At 65.5% G+C, this 22,878-nt stretch carries 23 protein-coding genes, 1 tRNA gene and 1 pseudogene; 8 read left to right on the plus strand and 17 right to left on the minus strand.

Going from position 1 to position 22,878, the window contains the following annotated elements; all coding sequences use genetic code 11:
* Window positions 1-16 precede the first annotated feature (16 nt).
* Entirely contained in the window at window positions 17-871 is an 855-nt protein-coding gene (locus tag SPHPH_RS0108955) for a helix-turn-helix domain-containing protein (protein WP_156025926.1), read from the minus strand.
* A 154-nt stretch (window positions 872-1,025) separates the two neighbouring features.
* Here SPHPH_RS0108955 and SPHPH_RS19310 point away from each other — a divergent pair, with 154 nt between their 5' ends.
* The 4 genes from SPHPH_RS19310 to SPHPH_RS0108975 all read left to right on the plus strand — a co-directional run bounded on the left by SPHPH_RS19310 (window position 1,026) and on the right by SPHPH_RS0108975 (window position 4,416).
* Complete coding sequence (locus tag SPHPH_RS19310) at window positions 1,026-1,664, plus strand: glutathione S-transferase N-terminal domain-containing protein (protein WP_051272931.1); 639 nt, start codon at window positions 1,026-1,028, stop codon at window positions 1,662-1,664.
* Window positions 1,665-1,793: 129 nt separating this feature from the next.
* Window positions 1,794-2,297: an EF-hand domain-containing protein gene (locus SPHPH_RS20445; RefSeq protein WP_051272932.1), complete on the plus strand. Its 504-nt coding sequence runs from the start codon at window positions 1,794-1,796 to the stop codon at window positions 2,295-2,297.
* Between the two features lie 41 nt (window positions 2,298-2,338).
* Window positions 2,339-3,061 (plus strand): response regulator, encoded by a 723-nt coding sequence (locus SPHPH_RS0108970; protein WP_028966399.1) that lies wholly within the window; start codon window positions 2,339-2,341, stop codon window positions 3,059-3,061.
* 8 nt (window positions 3,062-3,069) lie between these two features.
* Window positions 3,070-4,416, plus strand: a complete 1,347-nt coding sequence (locus tag SPHPH_RS0108975) for a sensor histidine kinase (protein WP_028966400.1) — start codon at window positions 3,070-3,072, stop codon at window positions 4,414-4,416.
* A 222-nt stretch (window positions 4,417-4,638) separates the two neighbouring features.
* Here the strand turns inward: SPHPH_RS0108975 and SPHPH_RS0108980 are convergent, their stop codons facing one another.
* The 14 genes from SPHPH_RS0108980 to SPHPH_RS0109040 all read right to left on the minus strand — a co-directional run bounded on the left by SPHPH_RS0108980 (window position 4,639) and on the right by SPHPH_RS0109040 (window position 14,223).
* Window positions 4,639-5,451 carry an inositol monophosphatase family protein gene (locus tag SPHPH_RS0108980; protein ID WP_028966401.1) on the minus strand — a complete coding sequence of 271 codons (813 nt, stop codon included), beginning with the start codon at window positions 5,449-5,451 and terminating at the stop codon, window positions 4,639-4,641.
* Between the two features lie 222 nt (window positions 5,452-5,673).
* Window positions 5,674-6,237: an elongation factor P gene (gene efp / locus SPHPH_RS0108985; protein WP_028966402.1), complete on the minus strand. Its 564-nt coding sequence runs from the start codon at window positions 6,235-6,237 to the stop codon at window positions 5,674-5,676.
* Window positions 6,238-6,303: 66 nt separating this feature from the next.
* A complete protein-coding gene (locus tag SPHPH_RS0108990) occupies window positions 6,304-6,891 on the minus strand; it encodes a M23 family metallopeptidase (RefSeq protein ID WP_028966403.1) in 588 nt (195 codons plus the stop codon).
* A gap of 1 nt (window position 6,892) precedes the next feature.
* Window positions 6,893-7,894: a L,D-transpeptidase family protein gene (locus SPHPH_RS0108995; protein WP_051272933.1), complete on the minus strand. Its 1,002-nt coding sequence runs from the start codon at window positions 7,892-7,894 to the stop codon at window positions 6,893-6,895.
* A 105-nt stretch (window positions 7,895-7,999) separates the two neighbouring features.
* Complete coding sequence (gene thiE / locus SPHPH_RS0109000; protein WP_028966405.1) at window positions 8,000-8,680, minus strand: thiamine phosphate synthase; 681 nt, start codon at window positions 8,678-8,680, stop codon at window positions 8,000-8,002.
* A 17-nt stretch (window positions 8,681-8,697) separates the two neighbouring features.
* Window positions 8,698-9,054, minus strand: coding sequence for a hypothetical protein (locus SPHPH_RS19320; protein WP_051272934.1), 357 nt, complete (start codon window positions 9,052-9,054; stop codon window positions 8,698-8,700).
* Window positions 9,039-9,167, minus strand: a complete 129-nt coding sequence (locus tag SPHPH_RS21680) for a hypothetical protein (RefSeq protein WP_272944243.1) — start codon at window positions 9,165-9,167, stop codon at window positions 9,039-9,041. The genes SPHPH_RS19320 and SPHPH_RS21680 overlap by 16 nt, the downstream gene beginning before the upstream one ends.
* Window positions 9,168-9,173: 6 nt before the next feature.
* Entirely contained in the window at window positions 9,174-10,082 is a 909-nt protein-coding gene (locus SPHPH_RS0109010) for a class I fructose-bisphosphate aldolase (RefSeq protein ID WP_028966406.1), read from the minus strand.
* A gap of 22 nt (window positions 10,083-10,104) precedes the next feature.
* Complete coding sequence (locus SPHPH_RS0109015; protein ID WP_202900655.1) at window positions 10,105-10,455, minus strand: type II toxin-antitoxin system PemK/MazF family toxin; 351 nt, start codon at window positions 10,453-10,455, stop codon at window positions 10,105-10,107.
* Window positions 10,446-10,682: a ribbon-helix-helix protein, CopG family gene (locus SPHPH_RS0109020; RefSeq protein WP_028966408.1), complete on the minus strand. Its 237-nt coding sequence runs from the start codon at window positions 10,680-10,682 to the stop codon at window positions 10,446-10,448. The genes SPHPH_RS0109015 and SPHPH_RS0109020 overlap by 10 nt, the downstream gene beginning before the upstream one ends.
* A 138-nt stretch (window positions 10,683-10,820) precedes the next feature.
* Entirely contained in the window at window positions 10,821-11,207 is a 387-nt protein-coding gene (locus SPHPH_RS0109025) for a hypothetical protein (RefSeq protein ID WP_028966409.1), read from the minus strand.
* Entirely contained in the window at window positions 11,204-13,123 is a 1,920-nt protein-coding gene (gene dxs / locus SPHPH_RS0109030; protein WP_028966410.1) for a 1-deoxy-D-xylulose-5-phosphate synthase, read from the minus strand. Before dxs ends, SPHPH_RS0109025 begins: the two co-directional genes overlap by 4 nt.
* Window positions 13,124-13,146: 23 nt before the next feature.
* The gene (locus tag SPHPH_RS0109035) at window positions 13,147-13,641 is read right to left on the minus strand and encodes a Fur family transcriptional regulator (protein WP_028966411.1); all 495 of its coding nucleotides are present in this window, start codon (window positions 13,639-13,641) and stop codon (window positions 13,147-13,149) included.
* Between the two features lie 192 nt (window positions 13,642-13,833).
* Window positions 13,834-14,223, minus strand: coding sequence for a MerC domain-containing protein (locus SPHPH_RS0109040; protein WP_051272935.1), 390 nt, complete (start codon window positions 14,221-14,223; stop codon window positions 13,834-13,836).
* Between the two features lie 96 nt (window positions 14,224-14,319).
* Here SPHPH_RS0109040 and recJ point away from each other — a divergent pair, with 96 nt between their 5' ends.
* Together recJ and SPHPH_RS0109050 are read left to right on the plus strand one after the other, a co-directional pair.
* The gene (gene recJ, locus SPHPH_RS0109045; protein ID WP_028966413.1) at window positions 14,320-16,065 is read left to right on the plus strand and encodes a single-stranded-DNA-specific exonuclease RecJ; all 1,746 of its coding nucleotides are present in this window, start codon (window positions 14,320-14,322) and stop codon (window positions 16,063-16,065) included.
* Between the two features lie 59 nt (window positions 16,066-16,124).
* Window positions 16,125-16,199 (plus strand) — tRNA-Glu (locus SPHPH_RS0109050).
* 1,264 nt (window positions 16,200-17,463) lie between these two features.
* Here the strand turns inward: SPHPH_RS0109050 and SPHPH_RS0109055 are convergent.
* Window positions 17,464-18,474: a ferritin-like domain-containing protein gene (locus SPHPH_RS0109055; protein ID WP_028966414.1), complete on the minus strand. Its 1,011-nt coding sequence runs from the start codon at window positions 18,472-18,474 to the stop codon at window positions 17,464-17,466.
* 22 nt (window positions 18,475-18,496) lie between these two features.
* Window positions 18,497-19,462 carry a ferritin-like domain-containing protein gene (locus SPHPH_RS0109060; RefSeq protein WP_081668581.1) on the minus strand — a complete coding sequence of 322 codons (966 nt, stop codon included), beginning with the start codon at window positions 19,460-19,462 and terminating at the stop codon, window positions 18,497-18,499.
* A gap of 299 nt (window positions 19,463-19,761) precedes the next feature.
* On the opposite strand from SPHPH_RS0109060, the pseudogene SPHPH_RS0109065 reads away from it, so the two are divergent.
* Both SPHPH_RS0109065 and SPHPH_RS21410 read left to right on the plus strand, forming a co-directional pair.
* A pseudogene (locus SPHPH_RS0109065) lies at window positions 19,762-21,819 on the plus strand (TonB-dependent receptor); the annotation flags it as partial.
* 65 nt (window positions 21,820-21,884) lie between these two features.
* The gene (locus SPHPH_RS21410) at window positions 21,885-22,493 is read left to right on the plus strand and encodes a TonB-dependent receptor domain-containing protein (protein WP_238303295.1); all 609 of its coding nucleotides are present in this window, start codon (window positions 21,885-21,887) and stop codon (window positions 22,491-22,493) included.
* The last annotated feature ends 385 nt before the right edge of the window (window positions 22,494-22,878 follow it).

A 22,878-nucleotide genomic window follows, 5' to 3' on the forward strand; every position in this document is an offset into this window, starting at 1 on the left:
ATGACGGAAGTGCTTGCTACACCGGCGTACCGAATGCCTGAACGCGCGCCATGATCGCGACCTGATTGTGCGGACCACGGCGGCGAGTGAACTCGCGCACCGAGCAGCCGAGGAACAGATGGCTGTCGCGCAGGAAGTGCGACCGGTCCCAATAGCCCGCCGCCTCCAGCGCCGCCGGGCCACCCTCGGGGTCGGTCAGCACCGTCGTCACCGCGCGCAGGAAGCGTGTACGGCGCAGCAGCAGCTTTGGCGTGAAGCCGAAGTTGAAGCGCGTCAGAGCCGCCAGCGCGCGGGGCGACATATCGAGCGCCTCCGCCACCATCTCGATTCGCGTCGTGGCGGGGTCGCGCAGCATCTCGCACAGGATTTCGATGCGGGGATCGGCGGGCGGGCGCCGGTCGAGCCGCGCCTCCAGCCACGATTCGAACGCCACGTGGAACGGCTGATCGCCCTCCAGCGCCTCGTGCAGCATGTTTGCGCCGGGATCGATCTCCTCGAGCGCGATGACGCGATTGGCGTAGCGCGAGACATCACCGCCGAAAATCTGCGCCCAGCCGAGCGGCAACAGGCCGACCCCGACCAGTTCGCCCCCGTGGCAGGTGAGATAGCCGGCATAGCTGGTGGGGCCGGTCAGCGCGACCGCAGGCATCGGATCGATATGGCGGCTACCCAGTTTCAGCGACCACGACGGGCTGTTGTGCAGCGAGACGCGGATCGTCGCGACGCTGGGGAAAAAGGCGTCACGCATCTCGCGCGTCGGGCAGACCGGCGCGGCGAACCGATGATAACCGGTCACATAGCGCGCCAGCCGCTCGCCAGGCGGAACATAGCGCACGTCGACCATTGCCGCCCCGTTGTCTTTCCCCGTCACGTCGCCCCCCAGCAACTGCTTGCCGCAGGTTCATAATCTTTTGTTGCGGCGCTGCAAGCTTGTGTCGCTTTTCAGCATCGTTTCGGCGCGGTTTGAGGAACGCACCGAAGCGCCGGTGCGATAAGCGTGGCGCCGCACACAGGAGTTGCAAGCCATGATCGACCTTCATTACTGGCCGACCCCGAACGGGCACAAAGTGCTGATCTTCCTTGAGGAAGCGGGGCTCGAGCATCGGATCCTCCCCGTTAACATCGGGGCCGGCGAGCAGTTCAGGCCCGAATTCCTGGCGATTTCGCCCAACAACCGGATGCCGGCGATCGTCGACCACGCCCCCACCGACGGCGGTGCGCCGATCAGCGTGTTCGAGAGCGGGGCGATCCTGCTCTACCTGGCGCACAAGACCCGATCGTTCGGCGGGCGCGATCCGCGTGCGCATGTCGACGTGCTGCAATGGCTGATGTGGCAGATGGGCGGGCTTGGCCCGATGCTCGGGCAGAACCACCATTTCACGCGCTTCGCCCCCGAGAAGGTGCCGTATGCGATCGACCGCTACGTCAAGGAGACCGCGCGCCTGTACGGCGTGCTCGACCGGCAGCTCGATGGGCGGACGTTCGTGACCGGCGAGGACTTCACGGTCGCCGACATGGCCTGCCATCCGTGGATTCTCCCCGAAGCGCAGGGGCAGGACATGGCGAACTTCCCCAATGTCGCACGTTGGCATGCGACGGTCGCGGCGCGCCCGGCGGTGGCGCGCGCCTACGAACGCGGCAAGGCGATCGCGCCGCCCAAGTAATCCTTGGCGGCGCGATTGATACAAGTCGCGACAGTTTCCCCCCGCGCCCGACATGTTCCCGCGACGCCCCGGCCGCACAACGCGTTGGCCGGGGCGCTGCTCGCCCGTTTCGGCTGAAGGGGAAATGCGATGAAGACGTGGATGACCGCCGCTGCGCTGGGCGCTGCGATGCTGGGCGGGCTCGGTGCCGCCAGCGTACAGGCGCAAACCCCGCCGCCTCCGCCCGCGCCTATGCAAACCCCGGACGCCGATGGCGACGGCGACCGTGTGGTGACGCGCGACGAGGCTGCCGCCGATGCCGACCGAAGGTTCGCGGCAATGGACGCCAACCACGACGGCAAGCTGACCCGCGACGAACGGCACGCGTGGCGCGAGCAACGCCGTGCGCCGCCGCCCGGCGACCGCGCGGGTGGGGCCGATCGCCGTCCGCGGCGCGACATGGAGCAGACGCAGGCCGCGTTCCGCGACCGCGCGCTTGAGCGCTTCGACCGGATCGACACCAATCATGACGGCCGGATCGACGCCAAGGAGCGCGAGGCGATGGTGCTGATGATGCGCGCCCGCCGCGTCGGGCACGATCGCCCGCACGGTGGCGACATGCCGCCGGCCGACGATGCCGCGCCGACCGGCTGACCTCTTCCCGCAGAACGACGATTGTGTCAGGTGCCATGATCATGGGCGAAATGCCGCACCTCCTGCTGGTCGATGACGAGCGGTCGATCCGCGAGCCATTGGCCAGCTATCTGACGAAGCAGGGCTTTCGCGTCACCCAGGCGGGTGATGCGGAGGCCGCGCGGACGCGGCTGGCGGCCTATGCGATCGACCTGATCGTGCTCGACATAATGATGCCGGGGGAGGACGGGCTGTCGCTGTGCCGCCATGTCCGCGCGACCGGCGAGACGCCGGTGATCCTGCTGACCGCGAAGAGCGAGGAGACCGACCGGATCGTCGGGCTGGAGATGGGCGCGGACGATTATGTCGTTAAGCCCTTCTCCCCGCGCGAACTGGCGGCACGGATCAAGACGGTGCTGCGGCGTACCGCGGGTGGCGGCGGGGTGCGGCACCATGCGCCGGAGAGCGGCTCCTATGCCTTTGCCGGCTGGGTGCTGAAGACCGGCGAGCGCGCTTTGGTCGACCGCGAGGGCGTGTCGGTGCCGCTGTCGACCGGAGAATACAACCTGCTTCTGGCGCTGGTACAGCGTCCGCGGCAGGTTTTGACCCGTGATCAGCTACTCGACCTGACGCAGGGACGCGAAGCCGCCGCATTCGATCGCGCGATCGACAATCAGGTCAGCCGCCTGCGCCGCAAGATCGAGCCCGACCCCAAAAACCCCGAGATCATCAAGACGGTGTGGGGCGGCGGCTATGCACTGTCGACGGATGTGACGCGGCTGTGAAGTGGCGGATGCCGTGGCCGCGCAGCCTGGCGGGGCAGATGGCGTTGCTGGTCGCGCTGGCGCTGTTCATGGCGCAGGCGATCAACCTGGCGCTGCTGCTGCGCGAGCGCGGCGCGGTGCGGATGGCGCAGATCACGCGGCCCGCCGCCTATCGCATCGCCGATGCGCTGGATCAGGAAGCTGCCGGGCGACCGGTGGTCGCCGATCGCGGACGCGTCCGGCTGGTCCCGCAAGACCCGATCACGCGCGCGATGGTCGCACAGCCCGCGGTAGCGCGCGAGTTGACGAGCCAGCTCGCCGACATGGGCGTCCGGGTCGCGGCGGTCGATGTCGCGATCGCGAAGCCGTGGCAATATCGCATCCCGCTCAGCCGGTTCGAGCGGCGGATGGCGGCGCGTGCAGCGCGTGACGACGGCCCGCGCGACTCGATCGTCATCGCGGTGAAGCGCACCGACGGGCGCTGGATGGCGCTGGCGGGCGGGCTGCCGCGCGACGACCTGCGGCTGTTCTGGCGGCTGCTGGGACAGACGTTGATCCTGTATGTCGTGGTGCTGGCGCCGGTGCTGTGGGTCGCCCGACGGATCTCGCGTCCGCTGCGGGAGCTGGCGGCGGCGGCACGCGGATATACGCCGACCGCAAAGCCCGAGCCGCTGGAGGAGAGCGGCCCGCCCGATGTGTGCGCGGTGATCGCGGCATTCAACGCGCTGCGGCTGCGCGTCACTGCGATGCTCGATGAAAAGGACCGGATGCTCGGCGCGATCGGGCACGACCTGCGGACGCCGCTTGCCGCGCTGCGCGTGCGGATCGAGTCGGTCGAGGACGATCAGGATCGCCTGCGGATGGCGGACACGATCGCGGAGATGAACCGCACGCTCGACGACATCCTGTCGCTGGCGCGGCTGGGTCGGCCGAGCGAGCCGGAAACCGAGGTCGATCTCGCCGCCCTGGTCGATGCGGTGGTCGAGGATTTCCGCGATCTGGGCGAGGCGGTGACGTTCGAGGAAGCCGACCGGTTGCGGATGCGCCTGCGCCCGTCGCTGATCCGGCGCGCGGTGCGCAACCTGATCGAGAATGCGGTGAAATATGCCGGCGCGGCAGAGGTGTCGCTGGCGTCGGACGCGCGCGGCGCGGCGATCATGGTCGCGGATCGCGGGCCGGGCATCCCGCCCGAGCGGCTGGATCAGGTGTTCGATCCGTTCTTCCGGCTTGAAAGCTCGCGCAACCGGCATACCGGGGGAATCGGATTGGGGCTCGCGCTGGCGCGGGCGATCGTCGAGGAAGCCGGCGGGCGGATCGTGCTGGCCGCTCGGGAGGGCGGCGGGTTGGTGGCGACGATTACGTTGCCGCGGGGATAGGTTTTGCGGTTCGTCATCCCGGGCTTGAGCCGGGATCCCGCTTCTTCCTCCTTATGGTGCGAGAAGAAGCGCGGCCCCGGATCAGGTCCGGGGCGACGGTAGAGGGTGTCAGCGTCTCTTTTTGGTCGCAGGCGACCAGCGTCATTGCGAGCGGAGCGAAGCAATCCAGAGCCGGATCAGGACGCCCTGGATTGCTTCGCTACACTCGCAATGACGGGAAGGTCAGCGCAGCGCTTGCGCAACCATCTTGTGCAGCTTGTTGTGCAGCGCGTCGTTCGCCGCGAGGAATTCGTTGCGTTCGATCGCGCGGTCGCCGCCGCGGAAGTCGGTGACGTAGCCGCCGGCTTCCTTGACCAGCAGCATTCCCGCCGCAACGTCCCACAGCTTCAGGTCGCTTTCCCAATAGCCGTCGAACCGCCCGGCCGCGACCCAAGCGAGGTCGAGCGCCGCTGCGCCGAGGCGGCGAATGCCCGCGACCTGCGGCGCGACCGCGCCGAAGATGCGCGTCCATTGCACGAAATCGCCATGCCCCATGAACGGGATGCCGGTGGCGATCAGCGCCTCCGACGTTTCACGCCGCGACGACACGCGCAACCGCTGGTCCTGCAACCACGCGCCGCGGCCCTTTTCGGCCCAGAAGCTTTCGTCGGTCAGCGGTTGGTAGACGAGCGCGGTCGTGATCTCGCGCTTGCCGTTGGGCATCGGCTCCTCGACCGCGATCGAGATGCAGAAGTGCGGGATGCCGTGGAGGAAGTTCGACGTGCCGTCGAGCGGATCGATGATGAAGCGCGGCTTGTTCGGATCGCCCTCGATCGTGCCACCTTCTTCCATGACAAAGCCCCAGTCGGGGCGCGCCTTCGACAGTTCGTCGTACAGCGTCCGCTCGCAGCGCTGATCGGCCTGGCTGACGAAATCGGCCGGGCCCTTGCGGCTGACCTGAAGGTGCTGAACCTCGTTGAAGTCGCGACGCAGCCGCGGCGCGGCCTTGCGTGCCGCGCGTTCGATGACGGTGAACAGGCCGGAATGGGATGGCATTTTCAGTCTCCCCCCTCCCTTTCAAGGGAGGGGATGGGGGTGGGTTAGTGTCCGGGTGGTACGGTTTCCGCTTTGGGTGCGGCTGCCGTATCGCGAGCACGCTACCCCTCACCCCGGCCCTCTCCTCAAGGGGAGAGGGAGTTTCCGCAAAGCCCGCGTCGTCGGACGCGCGTCGCGCGCCGGCCGGGCGGCCGCCTGTGCGAATAGCTCTCGCTATTCGTCTCAGTCGGCGCGCCGAACGTACGTTTGCTCATAAACGTCGACGACGATCCGCGTGCCGCTCGAAATATGCGGCGGCACCATCACGCGGACGCCGTTGTCGAGGATCGCGGGCTTGTAGCTCGACGAGGCGGTCTGCCCCTTCACCACCGCATCGGCCTCGACGATCGTCGCCTCGATCGTGTCGGGCAGCTGCACGCTGATCGGCTCTTCGTCATGAAGCTCCATGACGACATCCATGCCGTCCTGCAGGAAGGCGGCGGCGTCGCCGAGCAGGTCGCGCGGCAGCGTCACCTGATCGTAGGTTTCCTTGTCCATGAAGACCAGCCCATCGCCCTCGGCAAACAGGAACTGGAAGTCCTTGGTGTCGAGGCGGACGCGCTCGACCGTCTCGGCAGAACGGAAGCGGACGTTGTTCTTGCGACCGTCGCGCAGGTTCTTCAGCTCGACCTGCATGTACGCGCCGCCCTTGCCGGGCTGCGTGTGCTGGATCTTGACCGCGCGCCAGATGCCGCCTTCGTACTCGATGATGTTGCCGGGACGGATGTCCACGCCGCTGATCTTCATGGGGCTTCGCCTGTGTAAAAAGAGCCGCGGCGCCGGCGGTAATCCGCGGGCGCCGATCGCGGCGGCTTAGCGGTTGGCGCGCGTTTCGGCAAGAAGCGGAAAGGGATCGATCGCCTGCCCTTCGGACCAGCCCTGCGTCGGCGTGGTGCGCAAGACCGAGAAATGGAGGTGCGGCGCGGCGGCGTCGGCGTTGCCGGTCGCGCCGACCGTCGCGATCGGCTCGCCACGGCGGACCACCTGCCCTTCGGTCAGCCCGTCGCGGTAACCGTCGAGATGCGCGTAATAATACATGGTCGCGCCGTCGGTAGAGCGGACGTAGATCGTGCGGCCGCCCGCGGCGCTGTCGAACAATTTGTCGACGCGGCCATCGGCGGCGGCGACCACCGGCGTGCCGCGTGGCGCCATGATGTCGATCGCCTCGTGATGGCGTGCGCCGCCGTCACGCGGCTGGCCGAAGGTGTCGACCAAGGCGTCGCGCGTCACGCCGGCGACCGGGACCAGCAACCGACCGCCGCTTGTCGTCGGCGGCGCGGACTCCGCAGAGAGCGGCGTCGGCGCGGCGACGGGTGTGCGCGACCCGATCGACACCATCGACGCGAAACCCGCCCCGAGCAGCAGGATGATCGCGAGGATCGACCAGCCGAGCTTGGTCATGTCAGGCCTGGAACAGCACCGGGGTTCCCCCCTTCACCATCAACGCCACGCGCGCCGCATCCCAGTTGGTCAGGCGCACGCAGCCGTTCGACTGCGCACGGCCGATCTGCTCGGGCTCGCTGGTGCCGTGGATGCCGTAATGTTCCTTGCTGAGATCGATCCACACCACGCCGACCGGATTGTTCGGGCCGGGCGGGATGATCTGCGCCTGCTTGCTGTCGGGCACGCCCTTGAGAATTTTCGGGTTCATCTTCCAGTCGGGATTGGGCGAGACGTGCAGCACCTTCCAGTTGCCGAGCGGCAGCGGATCGCGCGACGAGCCGATCGTCGCGGTATATTGCGCGACCAGATGGCCGTTGCCGTCGAGCACGCGCAGGATGCCGTCGGACTTGTCGACGACGATCTTCGCCGCCTTCGGCACCGCGGCCTCGACGTTGAGCGAGGCGAGCGTCGCGCGCCATGCCGGCGTCGCGTCGGCGGGATAGGCGCGCGAGGTCGGGAAGGTGTTGGGCACGGTGATCTTCGTGCCGACGCCGATCGTGGTGACGCCGGGGTTCAGCTCGGCCAGAACCTTGGGCGTGGTGTGGAAGCGTTCGGCGAGCTTTTCGAGCGGACGGCTGTACGCCATCGACGGCAGCTTGGCCTTTTCCGCATAATCTTCCGGCATCTGCGGCACATACGGCCCGCGCATCGCGGCGGCGTCGAGCGTCACCTGCATCGTCGGCTGGACGTTGCCGAAGCGGCGCAGCGCGTCGAGCGTGGCGCGATCAGGCTTGCCGGTGACCGTGAAGCCACGGCTCTCCTGAAAACCTTTCAGCGCATTGGTGAGCGACTGCCCGCCGCGCCCGTCGATCACGCCGGGGCCGAAGCCGAGCTTGTCGAGCACAACCTGCATCCGCAGCACCGCCGGGTCGAGCGGTGGGGTCGCGCCGTTCTGCGCCGGGGCGGCGGCGGTGAGCGTCAGGCCGATGAGGCTGGCGACGACGGGGGCGATACGCTTCACGGGCACCTCTCGTATTTCGGTGCCGTAACAACGCGGATCGGGGCGTGCGGGTCCCTGCATCCTCGTCATTGCTTCGCTACGCTCGCAATGACGACGGGGAAGCGTTTATCGCTTCAGCACCGCATCGAAGGCGCGGATCGCGGCTGCCTCGTCCCCGCCCCACACCGCATGGCTCGCGGCGATGAAGTCGGCACCGGCGGCGATCAGCGGCGCGGCATTGTCGGGGGTGATCCCGCCGATCGCGACCGAAGGCAGCTCGAACAAGGCGTGCCACCACGACAGGATCACCGGCTCGGGATGATGCTTCACGTCCTTGGTGGTGGTCGGATAAAAGCTGCCGAACGCGACATAGTCGGCGCTCGCCTCCCCGGCCTCCATCGCGAGATGGCGGCTGTCGTGACAGGTGACGCCGATCTGCACCGCCGGGCCGAGCGCGTCGCGCGCCTCGCGCGGGTCGCCGTCCTCCTGCCCGAGATGCACGCCGTCCGCGCCGAGCCGCTTGGCGAGGCTGACCGAATCGTTGACGATGAACGCCACCTCGCGATCGGCGCAGATCCGCTGGAGCGGCTCGGCAAGGCGGGCGGCGGTGTGCTGGTCGACGTCTTTCACGCGGAACTGGAAGGCGGCGACCGGCGCGGCGTCGAGCGCGTTCTTCAGCCGGTCGGCGAAGGTGCCGGTTACGTCGAGGGGCGAGATCAGATACAACTGGCACGGCGGGCGGCGGTCGTCGCGCTTGAAGTTGGCGCCGAAATCGGGGTCGAGCGGGCCGAGCGGGTCTTCAGTCATGCGCGTCGGTTAGCGGGCTATGGCTGCGAGGACAACGCCGCAGCGAACCCCGCCGGATCGTCGAGGCGATGCGCGACCGCAACGATGCGGCGGCGGCGGCCGGTCGCCAACGGCTCGGCGAGATCGATCCAGACGTTCGGAAACGCGATGAGCGCGAGGTTGAGCACCTCGCGTGCGCGCGTCTCGGCATGGGTCCACTCGGTCGCCCGCAACCCGGCGATGCGCGCACGCTCTACCGTCACGCTGCGCAACCGGCCGGCGCGCAGCACCAGCCGGTCGCCGTCGATCAGCACGGGCAGGTGCTGGAACGAGCGGATCGCGCGGACCAGCCACGCCATCGTCCCGAGCGACACCAAGGTCAGCACCAGCGCCACGCGCGGCCACCAGAAGGCAGCGCGTGGACGACCAGCATCTCCACCGCCATCAGCGCCACCAGCATCCACATCATCGGTGCGATCGCACGATGATAGGAGAAGGCGGCGCGCATCGGCGCCTATTCTTCGCCCTTGTAGATCGACACCAGCTTGTCGAGCATCGCCAGCGCCTCGCCGCGCTCGCGCTGGAAGGTGTTGCGGCCGATGATCGAGCCGTTGCCGCCGCCCGCGAGGATGTCGCGCGCGTCCTGATAGACCGCGTCGGTGCCCTTGGCCGCGCCGCCCGAGAAGACGACGATCCGGCGGCCCGCGAAGCTCGACTGGACGACGTGGCGGACGCGATCGGCCTGGTTCGACCAGTCGGTGCCCTCGTAGCTCTTCTGCGCCTCGGGCTGTTCGATGTGCGCGCTGGGCAGCTTCACCTTGATGATGTGCGCGCCAAGCAGCGCCGCCATGTGCGCGGCATAGGCGCCGACGTCGAGCGCGAGTTCGCCGTCCTTCGACAGCTTGCCGCCGCGCGGATAGCTCCAGATGACGGTCGCGAGGCCTGCGGCCGCGGCTTCCTCGCGCAGCGCGCGGATCTGCTCCATCGACGCGAAAATGTCGTCGGCGCCGGGATAGATGGTGAAGCCGATCGCCGCGCAGCCGAGCCGCAGCGCGTCCTCGACGCTGCCGGTCTGCGCCTGCGCGATCTGCGTCGCCCAGCTGTTCGAACTGTTGACCTTCAGGATCGTCGGGATCTGACCCGCGAACGTGTCGGCCCCCGCCTCTAGCGCGCCGAGCGGCGCGGCATAGGCCGACAGCCCGGCGTCGATCGCGAGCTGGTAATGGTAATGCGGGTCATAGGCCGGCGGATTGACCGCGAAGCTGCGCGCCGGGCCATGCTCGAAACCCTGATCGACCGGCAGGATGATGAGCTTGCCGGTGCCGCCCAGCTTCCCCTGCATCAGGATGCGCGCGAGATTGGCCTTCACCGCCGGGCTGGTGGCTTCGTACTTGTCCAGAATCGACTTCACGATCGGCGTCATGGTTTCTTCCTGTCCTGTTGATCTACAAAGCGAGCCAGCGGCGCAGCGCCTGATCGACCTGCTCCATGCGGGTGGCGGAGGCATGGCCGATCACCTTGACGATGCGATGACGGCGGATGCTGGTGATGCGGTCGACCTGCACCTCGCACTCGACGGTGAGGCCCGTATGTTCCTGCGGCGAGATCGTGACGCGGAACAGCACCTCGCCGCCGACGACGGTCGTCAACGGGCAGAGCGTGACGGTCGCGTGACTTTCGTTGAATAGATCCGCCTGCACGACGACGCACGCGCGCGGACCGCCGCTTGCGCCGTCGGGCGCATCGACCAGCACGATCGCGCCGTGGCGGATCTCGGGGGTGTCACTCACCGCCATGCGGCATCCTCGCGCTCGGCCTGTTCCCAGAAGGCGTAATCCTCATGGGTGTCGCGGCGCGAGGCGCGTTGCGACTGGCGGCGCGCCTCGCGGCGGAACGCCTCGTCGTGAAGTTCGACGTAGCGGCGCACCGCTTCACGCGCGATATCGCTCTTGCTGCGCCCCTGCGTGCGCGCGACATTGGCGAGCCGTTCTTCGAGTTCCGTATCGAGCCTGACGCCGAGCACCTGCCCCTCCGTTTAACACGTTCAACGTAGGGCTTGTCTGATGATTGCGCAAGCGGGATTATGGTCGGGGGTGTGGGTGGTCATTGCGAGCGTAGCGAAGCAATCCAGGGCGTCCTGGTCCGGCTCTGGATTGCTTCGCTACGCTCGCAATGACGATAGGTAACGGACCACCGCCGCGACGTCGGGCAGGTCGGGGAGCGCAGGACCGGGCGGCGGCAGGTCGGCGCGCGCTGCGGCGTTCGTGACGAGGTCGTCCACCTCGCCGCGGTCCATTTTCAAGAAGCGTTTGAGCGTGTCCTCGGGGCGCGGCACCACCCCCTCCCCATACCACGGCGCGATCGCCGCGCGCACCGCGGGGGCAAGGCGCGGATCGAGGTCGGCGAACACCGCGTCGAAATCCTCGGCAGTCCATGCTGCGCGCGCCGCGACGGCACCGCGGACGCGACGGACCATCGTCCAGTTCACCCACAACATGCCGATGACGTAGAACGCCGTCAGCGCGGCGACCTTCTGCCAGCCGGTCACGCGCGCGCGATGACGCCCGCTTCGTTGTAGCGCAGCGCCTTGAGCACCGTGTCGACGATCGCATCGGCGTCGAGCCGTGCCTGCGCATATTGCACCTCGGGCTTGTCCTGATCCTGGAACAGATCAGGCAAGCGCATCGTGCGGATGCGCAGCCCCGCATCGGTCAGCCCCTCGTCCGAGGCCATCGTCAGCACATGCGCGCCGAGCCCCCCGATCGCATTCTCCTCGATCGTGATCGCCACCTCGTGCGAGGTGAGCAGGCGGCGGATCAACGCCTCATCGAGCGGCTTGGCGAAGCGCAGATCGGCGACGGTCGTGCTCAATCCCTTGGCGTCGAGCGTGTCGGCGGCCTTGAGCGCTTCCGTCAGCCGGGTGCCGAGCGACAGGATGGCGACCTTCTTGCCCTCACGGACGATGCGGCCCTTGCCGATCTCCAGTGCCTTGGGCGTGTCGGGCAGCGCGACGCCAGTGCCGTTGCCGCGCGGATAACGCACCGCGATCGGACCCGAGTCATGTTCGATGCAGGTCTGGACCATATGGACCAGCTCGGCCTCGTCAGCGGCGGCCATCACGACGAAATTGGGAAGCGTCGCCAGATAGGTGACGTCGAAGCTGCCCGCATGGGTCGCGCCGTCCGCGCCGACCAGCCCGGCGCGGTCGATCGCGAAGCGCACCGGCAGATTCTGGATCGCGACGTCGTGGACGACCTGATCGTAGGCGCGCTGGAGGAAGGTCGAATAGATCGCGCAGAACGGGCGCATCCCCTGCGCCGCCAGCCCGGCGGCGAAGGTGACCGCGTGCTGCTCGGCGATGCCGACGTCGAAGAAGCGTTCCGGATGCGTCGCCGCGAACCGGTCGAGCCCGGTGCCCGACGGCATCGCGGCGGTGATCGCGCAGATCCGGTCGTCGGTGTCGGCGGCCTTGCTCAGCGCCTCGCCGAAAACGTTCTGATACGCCGGCGGTCCCGGCGGCGCCTTGGCCTGCGCACCGGTGATGACGTCGAACTTCTGGACGCCGTGATATTTGTCGGCGGCGTTCTCGGCCGGGGCATAGCCCTTGCCCTTCTTCGTCACGACATGGACGAGGATCGGCCCCTCCTCGGCATCGCGGACGTTCTCGAGCACCGGGATCAGATGGTCGAGGTTATGCCCGTCGATCGGGCCGACATAATAGAAGCCCAGCTCCTCGAACAGCGTGCCGCCCATCGTCAGCCCGCGCGCATATTCATCGGTCTTGCGCGCGGCCGATTGCAAGCGGCGCGGCAACCGCTTGGCGACGCGCTTCATGATCTCGCGCACGCCCAGGAACTCGCGGCTCGACACCATCCGCGACAGATAGGCCGAGAGCCCGCCGACGGGCGGCGCGATCGACATGTCGTTATCGTTGAGGATCACGACCAGCCGGTTGCCCGCCGCCTCGGCATTGTTCATCGCCTCATAGGCCATGCCCGCCGACATCGCTCCGTCGCCGATCACCGCAATGCCCTTGCCGGGCTTGTCGGCGAGCTTGCTGGCGGTCGCGAAGCCCAGCGCCGCGGAAATCGAGGTCGAGCTGTGCGCCGCGCCGAACGGATCGTATTCGCTCTCGCTGCGCTTGGTGAAACCCGACAGCCCTCCGCCCTGCCGCAGCGTGCGGATACGGTCGCGTCGACCGGTGAGGATCTTGTGCGGATAGCATTGGTGGCCGACGTCCCAGATAAGACGGTCGGTCGGGGTGTCGAAGACATAATGAATCGCGACGGTCAGTTCGACCACCCCCAGCCCCGAACCGAGATGGCCGCCGGTGACGCCGACCGCCGAGATCGTCTCCTGACGCAGCTCGTCGGCGAGCTGGCGTAGCTGTTCCGGCTTCAGTCGGCGGAGATCGGCGGGTGTATCGACGGTGTCGAGCAACGGCGTGTTCGGGACTTCAACCATCTGACCCGAATAGCTGAGCAGGATCAGTGTGTCGATTGCCCGCTTTGCGCGCGTGCCGTCGCGGCACAGTCGGCGCAGCGCCCGCGCACCTCCACCACCGGCCGCTCCGCCACGAACCCCGCGGCACCGGCGGCGGCGCGTAATCCGCCGGTGAGCGAATCGTCGTCGAAATGCGTCGTGTTCCCGCAGCCATCGCAGACGAGGAAGATGCAATCATGGCGACAGCCGGGATGCGCGTTGGCGACATAGGCGTTGGCGCTTTCGACACGCAGCGCGAGATTGGCGGTCACGAACAGATCGAGGATGCGATAGATGCTGTTGGCCGCAATCCGCCGCCCCTCGCTGCGTGATAGTGCTTCCGCGATGTCATAGGCCGAGGCGGGTTTCGCGAACCCGGAAAGCGCCGCATAGACGTTGGCGCGCATCGCGGTCCATTGCTCGCCCGAGCGCTCCAGCGTCGCCTTGGCCGCGGCAAGCAGGTCGTCGCCGTGCGGTTCGTGATGTGCATGTCGCGCCATGAATGCGATCTAGGCGTCGCACCGGGCCGCGGCAAGTTCGGGCGCGGGTCGAGGGGTGTTGGTCACCGGCCTAAAACGGTCATCCCGGACTTGATCCGGGATCCCGCTTCCTACCCCGGTAGCAGAAAAGCGGGGCCCCGGATCAAGTCCGGGGCGACGGAGCGAAAACGCCGATCGAAACGTTGCCCCGCTCTAGCGGTGCGCGTGCCGGTTGACCGCATGTCCCGCCGCGAGGACCGCGACCCCGACGATCGTCAGCGCCGATTCGACCAGGTGCCCGCCGGCATGAGCGACGACCAGCGCGGCCATCATCAGCGACAGTCCGGTCGCGCCGAGCAAAATCGGCAGCACGCGACGATGCGCGACGATTCCGCGCCCGAAGGCGACGCAGCCGAGCGCGATGGCCAGCACCAGCCCGGTTTCGTGAATCACCGGGCTGCCGAGAATCCCGCCGGCGGTCGACAGCACCGCAACGAGGATCGCGGTCGCAAGGCAGTGTACGACGCACGCCGCCGACAACCACATCGCGACGCGGTCCAGCCGGCCGATCTTGCTGTCATCCGTGAGGTTGCGGGCCGTCATGCCAGCAAGTTAGGCGGATCGCGCTGATGTTACAATATCTCATTCCACTTTTCTTGTCGCGTGACGGCACGCCCCCGGTCGGCTACAGCGCGCGGGATGCGCCATGTCCTCGATGTCGAGCGCTCGATCCTCGGCCAGCCCTGGCGCTGGCGTGCGCTGGCCGACGACCAGCGCGACGGGTTCGCGCCTGACGATCTGCTCACCCAATTGCTGCTCGCGCGCGGTTGCCCGCGCGACGCACTCGATGCGCACAAGCTGCCGTCGATCCGCAGCTTCATGCCCGATCCGTCGATCTTCCGCGACATGGACACCGCCGCCGCACGGCTTGCCGACGCCGTGGAACGCGGGGAATCGATCGCGATCTTCGGCGATTACGACGTCGATGGCGCGACCTCTTCGGCGCTGCTGGTGCTGTTGCTGCGTGCGCTGGGGCGCGAGGCGCGCGTCTATATTCCCGACCGGCTGACCGAAGGCTATGGCCCCAACGCCGCCGCGCTGACCCGGCTGGCCGACGAGGGCGCGACGTTGATCGTCACCGTCGATTGCGGTGCGCAGGCGTTCGAGGCGCTCGACGCGGCGCGCTGCGACGTGATCGTCGCCGACCACCACCAATGCGCGACGCAGCTGCCGCGCGCGGTCGCGGTCGTGAACCCCAACCGCCGCGACGAGGGCGATGGCGCGCTGCACGGGCATCTCGCCGCGGTCGGCGTGTGCTTCCTGCTCGGCGCGGCGCTGCTGCGCACGTTGCGGACGCGCGGCTATTTCGCGGGGCGCGCTGAGCCGAAGCTGCTCGACCTGCTCGATCTGGTGGCGCTGGGCACGGTCGCGGACGTCGCGCAATTGCGCGGGCTCAACCGCGCGTTCGTCGCGCAGGGGCTCAAGGTGATGGCGCAGCGGCGCAACGTCGGGCTGACCGCACTGGCCGAGGCGGCGCGGCTGACGCGTGCACCGACCGCGAGCGATCTCGGCTTTGCGCTGGGGCCGCGGATCAATGCCGGCGGGCGCGTCGGGCGCGCCGATCTCGGCGTGCGGCTGCTCACCACCACCGACCCGGTCGAGGCACGCGCGATCGCCACCGAACTCGACCGGCTTAACGAGGAACGCCGCGCGATCGAGGCAATGGTGCAGGAGGGCGCGGAGGCGATGCTGTGCCACGACCGCGCGGTGTGCGTGGTCGCGGGCGCAGGCTGGCACCCGGGCGTGATCGGGATCGTCGCCGGGCGGCTCAAGGAAAAGCTCGGCCGCCCCGCGATCGTGATCGCGCTCGACGAGGAGGGCATCGGCAAGGGCTCGGGCCGGTCGATCACCGGGGTCGATCTCGGCGCGGCGGTGCTGGCGGCGCGCGAACAGGGCTTGCTGATCGCGGGCGGCGGCCATGCGATGGCGGCGGGGCTGACGATCGCCGCAGATCAGGTGAGCGCGTTCGCCGACTGGCTCGACGCCCGTTTGTCCGGTGCGGTCGCGGCGGCGATGGCGGCGCGCGCGCTGCTGTTCGATTCGGTGGTGGCGCCCGGCGGCGTGACGCCGTCGCTGGTCGACGCGCTGGAGGCCGGTGGGCCCTATGGCACCGGCTGGCCCGCGCCGCGCGTTGCGGTCGGCCCGGTGCGCGCGGTGAAGGTCGATGTGGTCGGCAACGGCCATGTCCGCGCGATCGTGGCCGGTGACGACGGCCGCAGCCTCAAGGCGATGGCGTTCCGCGCCGCCGACACCGCTTTGGGGCAAGCGCTGCTCGCGGCGGGCCCGACGCGGCGGCTGTGGCTGGCCGGCCGCGCCAAACGCGACGACTGGAGCGGGCGCGACGTGGCGGAACTGCACCTCGACGACGCCGCCTGGGCAAATTGATCGCGCGAGACGCTTGACCGCCCGACACAATCCGCCTAGGCGGCTCGGCACCGCAACGAGGCCCCTTCGTCTAGCGGTTAGGACGCGGCCCTTTCACGGCTGAAGCACGGGTTCGATTCCCGTAGGGGTCACCAAGCGAAATGCTTGACGTAGCTTGCAGATGTTGTGTCACGTGGAATCACGTGGCCGCGATCCCCAGCTAATTCATAGAAAAGCGGCCGCTTTGCGTGGCACAACGCTGGTACGGGTGTCCCGCTCTGCCCACGACGGGAACGCCTAAACTGGATCGATGCGGGAGGCTGTAACCCAGAAGTCGAAGCTTGGTTAGCCGATGACACACGGTAGGAAGTTATCGCTGGCTGTTCGGCAGCATGCGGCTCAGAAGACCAATTGCGGACACTCGGCAGTTTCCCCACGCTTCACGATGGCTGACTTCTAATTCTACTGCTTCCGAGCAGCTGACCTTGAATCCTCAAGCGGCCTAAATTGAGAATTTCCTGCCGTCCGGGCCGGCGCCTCAAGCGGCAGGATTTGCTTCAAGCGGACCGTGTGGTCCTTCGTCTGACATGACAGAGTGAGAGCGAGTTCGTGAGAGGCGTGACGGTTGGCATTGTAGCCACTGGGCCCTTGAGCAAGCATTTGGGTGACCTGCTCCCCAAAATCATGCCATCGGTAAGATAGCCAGCCCGCCATGCTGAGACGAGCGATGCCGCAAGGCCTGTTTACTCAAGTCAGGTGTCGCCGAGCTCGTTTATGCAGCCCGCAGCTTCGCAGGCCATCGATAGTGATTGCGTCGGATTAGCCGTGACGCGTCAGCGCCTCCTCCATGAAGGCACGCAAGTCCGGAAAACGTAGCTTCCCAGCAACTCTCCTTCATGGCCCCGCGCTAGAGGTGGACCATCTCGCCATTCAGCTCCACGTACATCTCGTCATTGTGCCAGAGCAGTGACAAAAATCGCGTCCGGCCTACCCGCTGGCGGAGGATGTTCCTGACGAACAGCGGACCGAACTACTTTCACCAACCGGCCTATCTCGTGGCAGATGTCTATCCCGCGATCTCACAGCAGAGCCTCTACACTTTCGCAGTCTCAGCGCAAATCGCAGGTACTTCAGCACTACTAGCCGTATCACCTCCGGCGACGAGTGAAAGAGCGAAACGGCGAGGTCGGCTCGCGCAGACGAACTCATGAGCGCGCCCTACCCTACCTACGCTACCCTCAACCGATTACCAGCAGGTGCATTTGCTTTGACGGAGCACGTCAGGCCAATCACCTTCCGATCTCGTGCGCCGCGTCACCGGCGCGGCGTTACCGTTGGACGGAAGCGCGTCCGTTGACCTGCAATAGCTTGCCATAGGTCAAATCGGCGGGGCAATCGCGCCCCGCCGATGAAACTCGACTAACTTACGGCGTTACTGTATTTGATGGTGCCGTTCACCCCGCCGGGGAAGAAGCCGCCGCTGGTTACCGCCGTTTTCGACGCATAGGCGATGTTAAGCACCAGGTCGGGAGTTCTGGCCAGCAGAGCTCCATAATTCGCATTGTTGGGAACGTTGTCGAGCACAACGATGGTTGGCGATGCAGCGCTTCCTACCCCGCATTCGTAATTCGCCAGCAGATAAGTGCCGTCACCGCCGTTCAGCTTGTTGCGCGCGAGCACCATCTTGTTCTCGGTGTCGTAGAGCGCGCTCTTGCTGAGCCCGGCGCGCCACAAGGCAAGCCGGAAGAAGGTGTCGGCATACGCCTTTCCGCCAAGAATCGCAAGGATCGCATCGCGATTGCCGGCACTGTTCAGCCGGAACACAATGCCCCGCGCGGCCGAGGTGCAGAGATAGCTGAGCGCACTGGCGCCAAGCAGATAGTTTTCAAGCGACGCATAGGGGTCAAAGGGCGTACCGCTGGGAAAAGCGTCGCGCGACGCAATGGCGTCGAAGGGACTGCCGCTTCCCCCGGCGATACTGATTGCAGGCTGCGCCGTGACGCTCGCCCCGATCAGCGAGCGCAGCCGTTCCAAACGCGCGACCTCGGCAAGCGCTACTTCACGCAATCCCTGCATAAACAAATCGTCGGCGAACTGTACCTGCGCGCCGCCGGCAATAGCGCCGGCACTTCCCGCCCCTGTCACCAGCGAGGACGCAATCGATCCACCGAACGCCGAGCGCCAGAAGAAGCCGGCCGTCAAATACTGGATTTGCAGCAGAAAATTGAGGTAGTCGGTGTCGGTTGCTGTATAGCTCGGCGCTGCCGTAGGCGCCGGCGCGGGCGTCCCCTGCACCGCCTCCGCGCCATATTTATCACTTCCGCAACCGGCCAACATCACCAGCGAGCCGACCGTGGCCGCGCCGCCGCAATATCTCAGAAAGGCGCGACGCGCATGCGCGCGCTCCGCGATGTCATCCTTATCGATCATAATCCTTCCCCTCCCCAGGCGCTCAGGCGGCGCTATTCTTGATGGCGCCATTGACCCCGGCCGGGAAGAAGCCCCCGGACGTCGCCACGCCGCGTTTGATGTAGAAGATGTTCAGCGTCTGCGCGGGCGAACGCGCCGCGACTGAGCCACTGACGTCCAGCGACGCGTGGCTGGCCACCGTTACGCCGTTGACGCTCGTCGCCCGGATGCCGGTCGCAATCGTTTGACCGGACAGAGTGTTGAAGGCTGCCGCAATCTTGTCAACCCAGTCGAGCACGGCCGGCGTGGTCTGCGCCGAGCGGAGCAGGGCCTCGCGCAGAATCCCGGAATAATAGCTGTGCGTGCCGAACAGACCAGTCAATGGTTCAAGCAGCATCGCATCAGATATGCCGGGAAGGATGCTGCGCAATACACGGTGCATCTCCTCGCCGATAATATAACCGCCAACCAGGAAGTTCAAATCTGACGCATAGGGATCAAAGTTCTCTGCTGCGCCGACTATCCCAGCGTAGCGTGCGAACTGCGTGAACGCACCCGTCTCATCGCCTGCGAGGTTCATCGCTGGCTGCGATACAATATCAGTTTTCAGGATTGCGCGGAGCAAATCGATATGACCGCCCTGCTGGTAAATAATTTCCGTCACAATCGGTTTGATCGTGCTGCCGGCGGCGAATTTGACCTGGCGACCGCCGGTCGGCAACCCCGGCGTGCCCGTGCCGCTGGTTCGGGCCGCCTCCAACGACTTAATTCCCAAAACCCCCATTCGATAATATTGATTGAGGAGATATTCGAGGTTCAACGCAAAATTCAGGCTGTTGGCCGCCTCGCTGGACAATGATCCTGCGCCCTGAGTTTGCGCGACCGCCGTGTTGGTCGCCATCGAAAGAACGGCCGCCCCGACGAGGCCACCGGCCAGAAGATGGCGGCGAGGCACTTGAGGAACGTGCGCGCCCGTCACCTTGATTCCGGCACCGATATCATCTGTCATCACTTACCCCCTCCTTGTTGCGCCTGCTTGAAAGCGCAGTTCATTTTTCCCGACGCCATCCGGACGGCCTCAACCGTTTTAGGGCGGCGAGTCCGCAGGATTGGAACCCTCCCCTGACCGGCTGGCCATCCTGACTTCAAGCATTCACAAACTCAATATGTGGGCTATAATTTATATTGTGGCAGCTTGGCAAGGCTGATACGCACGGTTGTGCTCACGTCGGGGCGGAGCAGCCACAATCGAAAAGAGGGGGAGGACTGATGAACGTTCGATCGTCTAAATTATTGAATAGCGCGGCCATGACGTCGCTTGCGGTGTCGCTAGTTGTCGCCACGCAGGCTCGTGCGCAGGATTCGCAGGCCACTGACGCGCTTCGTGTGGATGCTGGGGCCAAACCGACCGCAGTTTCCACTACTGTCGACTCGGATAAACCAGATGCCGACGCTCAGGACATCGTCGTGCGCGGTCTACGTGCTTCGCTCGCGAAGTCTCGCGACCAGAAGCGGCGCGCCGCGCAGATCGTCGATGTCATCACCGCGGACGACATTGGCAAGCTACCCGATAAGAACGTGGTCGACGCGTTGCAGCGCGTTCCCGGAATCATCATGGACCGCACGCGCGGCGAAGGCGGGGACTTCTCGATCCGTGGCCTGTACGGCGTGATGACAACAGTCGACGGTACGCCGACCTTCTCTGGGATCAACCGAACTACCAATCTTGCTGATATGCCAGCCGATCTCGTCTCCGGTATCCAAGTCTACAAGACGCGCACGCCCGACCAGATTGAAGGCAGCAAGTCCGGCGTCGTCAACCTGACGCTGCGCAAGCCGACCTACTTCAAGAGCGGATGGACGGTCGCTCTAAACACCCGCGGGGATTATTCGGACCAAGTCAAGAAAATCAATCCGTTCGTCAGCGGTGTGGTCAGCTATAATACCGATACCGGTCTCGGCAAATTCGGGCTCGTGCTAAGCGGATCGCACAATTACGTTCGTTATAATGAATCGATGCGTGGAAACTCCAATCCTGTGCAGCTACGCTCGCCGCGACAAATCGTCGAGCCGACAACGACACCCGCGAACCTTTATGTCCCTTCGAGCTCAAATTTCTTTGCTCGCGCCGGCTATAATCAACGGGATTCCTTCAACACCTCAATCCAGTGGCGTCCCGACGATCATTGGAGCTTCAGCAGCGACTTCGCGATCAGTCGCGCAGATCGTCCCAACTACGACGACGATTTTGGGTTTCCAGTGCGTGATACCTTTTCGGCGTATCCGGCGCCTCGACTCACGAATCTCGTGATCGGTTCGGACGGTCGGTCAATCTCGTCATTGACGGTCGAGACGCGTCAGCCGCTCGGGCCGGGGAAAAATTACGCCGACGCCACTTGGAACAATAAGTCGGCTAAGCAGACGATCGAATATTCCGATGACGTCGCGCATCTGATCGTCTCTCACAACTATGCGGTTTCCGATTACAAGGTGGATCAAATCTACCACAAGATACAATTCGCCAACAACCCGATCTACGACATGGTGTTCAACACCGACAAGGATCCGCGCGGAGGCGTCGCGGTCACGCTTCGCGGTATCGACCTGAGCGATCCGGCGAACTATTCGAACGTGGCACGGGTGACTCAAAGCCGCTGGTGGTCCGGCAGCACGGAGCGCGAGATCAAGTTCGATTTACAGCTTCAGACCGGTTGGCCACTACTCGACTTTTTCAAGTTCGGCGGACGTCGGGCCAAGCGCTCATTCCGCAGCAGCTATGCGGATCGCGGAACGGATGAGTCGCTCGGGATCCCGATCTCCACGCTGAGTGGCTATAAGCTGGTTCCGATCAGCACTGCACTACAGGGCTCGGGCGACGACATGAGTTGGATGATCGGTGACGCCAACTCGATCACAAGCGTCTGGAGTACGCTTCGGCCGCTCATCGCGAAGCGCTTTCCGGACTTCGCCGTCGGTGATTGGCCGGTTGTCGAACCATATAACAGGGTAAATGGCTTTGAAACGAGCTACGCCGCTTACGGCCTTGCTCATTATCAATTCAAGCTGCTGATCCCCTTTGAAGGCATCGTCGGCGCCCGCGTCGTCCACGCCAAAACGGTCATGAACTCCTTCCAGTACACTTCCAATCCGAACGGCGACGACATCATCGACCCGGTGCAGGGCAGAGGCAACACGTTGGACGTGCTGCCGAGCGTCAACGCGATCGGGCATATCACCGATGGGCTGCAACTCCGCGTGTCATGGACCAAGGACATGCAAAAGCCCGCCCTCGACAACCTTAATGCGCATGTCAGCTTGGATTCCCCGACTTCGACCAATCCTGCGGGCAGCGGCGGCAATGCGAAGCTGCGACCGGTATACCTGAAAAAATCGACGCTTCGCTCGAATGGTATTTTGGAAAGACTGGATCGCTGTCAGTCGCATTATTTGACTGGCGCGAGGAAGGAACAATCTTCAACGATTTCCGGTACGAGTCGCTGCCTGGATACACTGTGCCAGTGCGTGTCACGCGTCCGTACAACGGCGGCCGCAGCAAATATCGCGGCATCGAATTGCAGGGGACGACATTCCTGCCGATACTGCCGTGGCTCTTCAAATATGTCGGGGTGAACGGTAACTTTACGCTTTTTGATTCGAAGGTTCAGTATCCGATCTTCGATGAGGCAACCAAGACAACGAATTGGTACGAGAGCCAGCAATTCTGGCAGTCGAAATATGCGTTTAACGCTGCTGTGTTCTACGAGCATGCCGGGCTGAATGCACGCGTGGCCTATAATTGGCGCAGCAAGCGGGTTGACAGCTTGGATCCGAATAACCGCTACCGCAACCTATTCACCGATCCGACCCAGCGGCTCGACGCCTCGATCAACTACGACATCAACGAGCATTTCTCTGTAGGCGCTGAGGCCACGAACCTGACCCGCAAGGGAGATCGTAACTTCTGGGGTTATTACACCTTCCCGCAGGAGATCACCTATTTTGCACGCACCTTCGCACTGACCGCACGGGCCCGCCTCTAAGCCGTTCCTCGAAGCCGTCGCCTTCCCCTACTGGCGGCAGCATGTGCCTCAAGGCGTTCCATCTCTAATGGGACGCCTCTTTTTTTGAACAGCATCACATCAAGGATGGCCTTCCGCTTCGTCGCCTCGCACCTCCCGGTTCGGGCGGCGAAGTCACGGATGCGCACGTTTGCAACCCTTGCCGTTCGCCGCCGTGTCGCCGCGCGAGGTGGTAAAGCCGATGATGGTGCCTTTAGGTGCGCAAACTGATGCGAGGCCGAGCCAACATCCTTCGCGCTAGCGGCACCGACGAGGGCGAGCTCCGGGAGGCGCTCGGCCGGACAGGTCGAAAGTAGGGCGAGCCTCCACGCGGCTGGCTTCGCGTCGCCTTGGACACGCGACGCGA

The organism is Sphingomonas phyllosphaerae FA2 (assembly GCF_000427645.1).
In the GTDB taxonomy this organism is placed as follows: domain Bacteria; phylum Pseudomonadota; class Alphaproteobacteria; order Sphingomonadales; family Sphingomonadaceae; genus Sphingomonas; species Sphingomonas phyllosphaerae.

Bases quoted from the DNA above. Each gene is read 5' to 3' on its own strand.
- SPHPH_RS19310 (WP_051272931.1), top strand. From the start codon at position 1,026: ATGATCGACCTTCATTACTGGCCGACCCCGAACGGGCACAAAGTGCTG.
- SPHPH_RS20445 (WP_051272932.1), top strand. From the start codon at position 1,794: ATGAAGACGTGGATGACCGCCGCTGCGCTGGGCGCTGCGATGCTGGGC.
- SPHPH_RS0108970 (WP_028966399.1), top strand. From the start codon at position 2,339: ATGGGCGAAATGCCGCACCTCCTGCTGGTCGATGACGAGCGGTCGATC.
- SPHPH_RS0108975 (WP_028966400.1), top strand. From the start codon at position 3,070: ATGCCGTGGCCGCGCAGCCTGGCGGGGCAGATGGCGTTGCTGGTCGCG.
- SPHPH_RS0108980 (WP_028966401.1), bottom strand. From the start codon at position 5,451: ATGCCATCCCATTCCGGCCTGTTCACCGTCATCGAACGCGCGGCACGC.
- efp (WP_028966402.1), bottom strand. From the start codon at position 6,237: ATGAAGATCAGCGGCGTGGACATCCGTCCCGGCAACATCATCGAGTAC.
- SPHPH_RS0108990 (WP_028966403.1), bottom strand. From the start codon at position 6,891: ATGACCAAGCTCGGCTGGTCGATCCTCGCGATCATCCTGCTGCTCGGG.
- thiE (WP_028966405.1), bottom strand. From the start codon at position 8,680: ATGACTGAAGACCCGCTCGGCCCGCTCGACCCCGATTTCGGCGCCAAC.
- SPHPH_RS21680 (WP_272944243.1), bottom strand. From the start codon at position 9,167: ATGCGCGCCGCCTTCTCCTATCATCGTGCGATCGCACCGATGATGTGG.
- SPHPH_RS0109010 (WP_028966406.1), bottom strand. From the start codon at position 10,082: ATGACGCCGATCGTGAAGTCGATTCTGGACAAGTACGAAGCCACCAGC.
- SPHPH_RS0109015 (WP_202900655.1), bottom strand. From the start codon at position 10,455: ATGGCGGTGAGTGACACCCCCGAGATCCGCCACGGCGCGATCGTGCTG.
- dxs (WP_028966410.1), bottom strand. From the start codon at position 13,123: ATGGTTGAAGTCCCGAACACGCCGTTGCTCGACACCGTCGATACACCC.
- SPHPH_RS0109035 (WP_028966411.1), bottom strand. From the start codon at position 13,641: ATGGCGCGACATGCACATCACGAACCGCACGGCGACGACCTGCTTGCC.
- SPHPH_RS0109040 (WP_051272935.1), bottom strand. From the start codon at position 14,223: ATGACGGCCCGCAACCTCACGGATGACAGCAAGATCGGCCGGCTGGAC.
- recJ (WP_028966413.1), top strand. From the start codon at position 14,320: ATGCGCCATGTCCTCGATGTCGAGCGCTCGATCCTCGGCCAGCCCTGG.
- SPHPH_RS0109055 (WP_028966414.1), bottom strand. From the start codon at position 18,474: ATGATCGATAAGGATGACATCGCGGAGCGCGCGCATGCGCGTCGCGCC.
- SPHPH_RS0109060 (WP_081668581.1), bottom strand. From the start codon at position 19,462: ATGACAGATGATATCGGTGCCGGAATCAAGGTGACGGGCGCGCACGTT.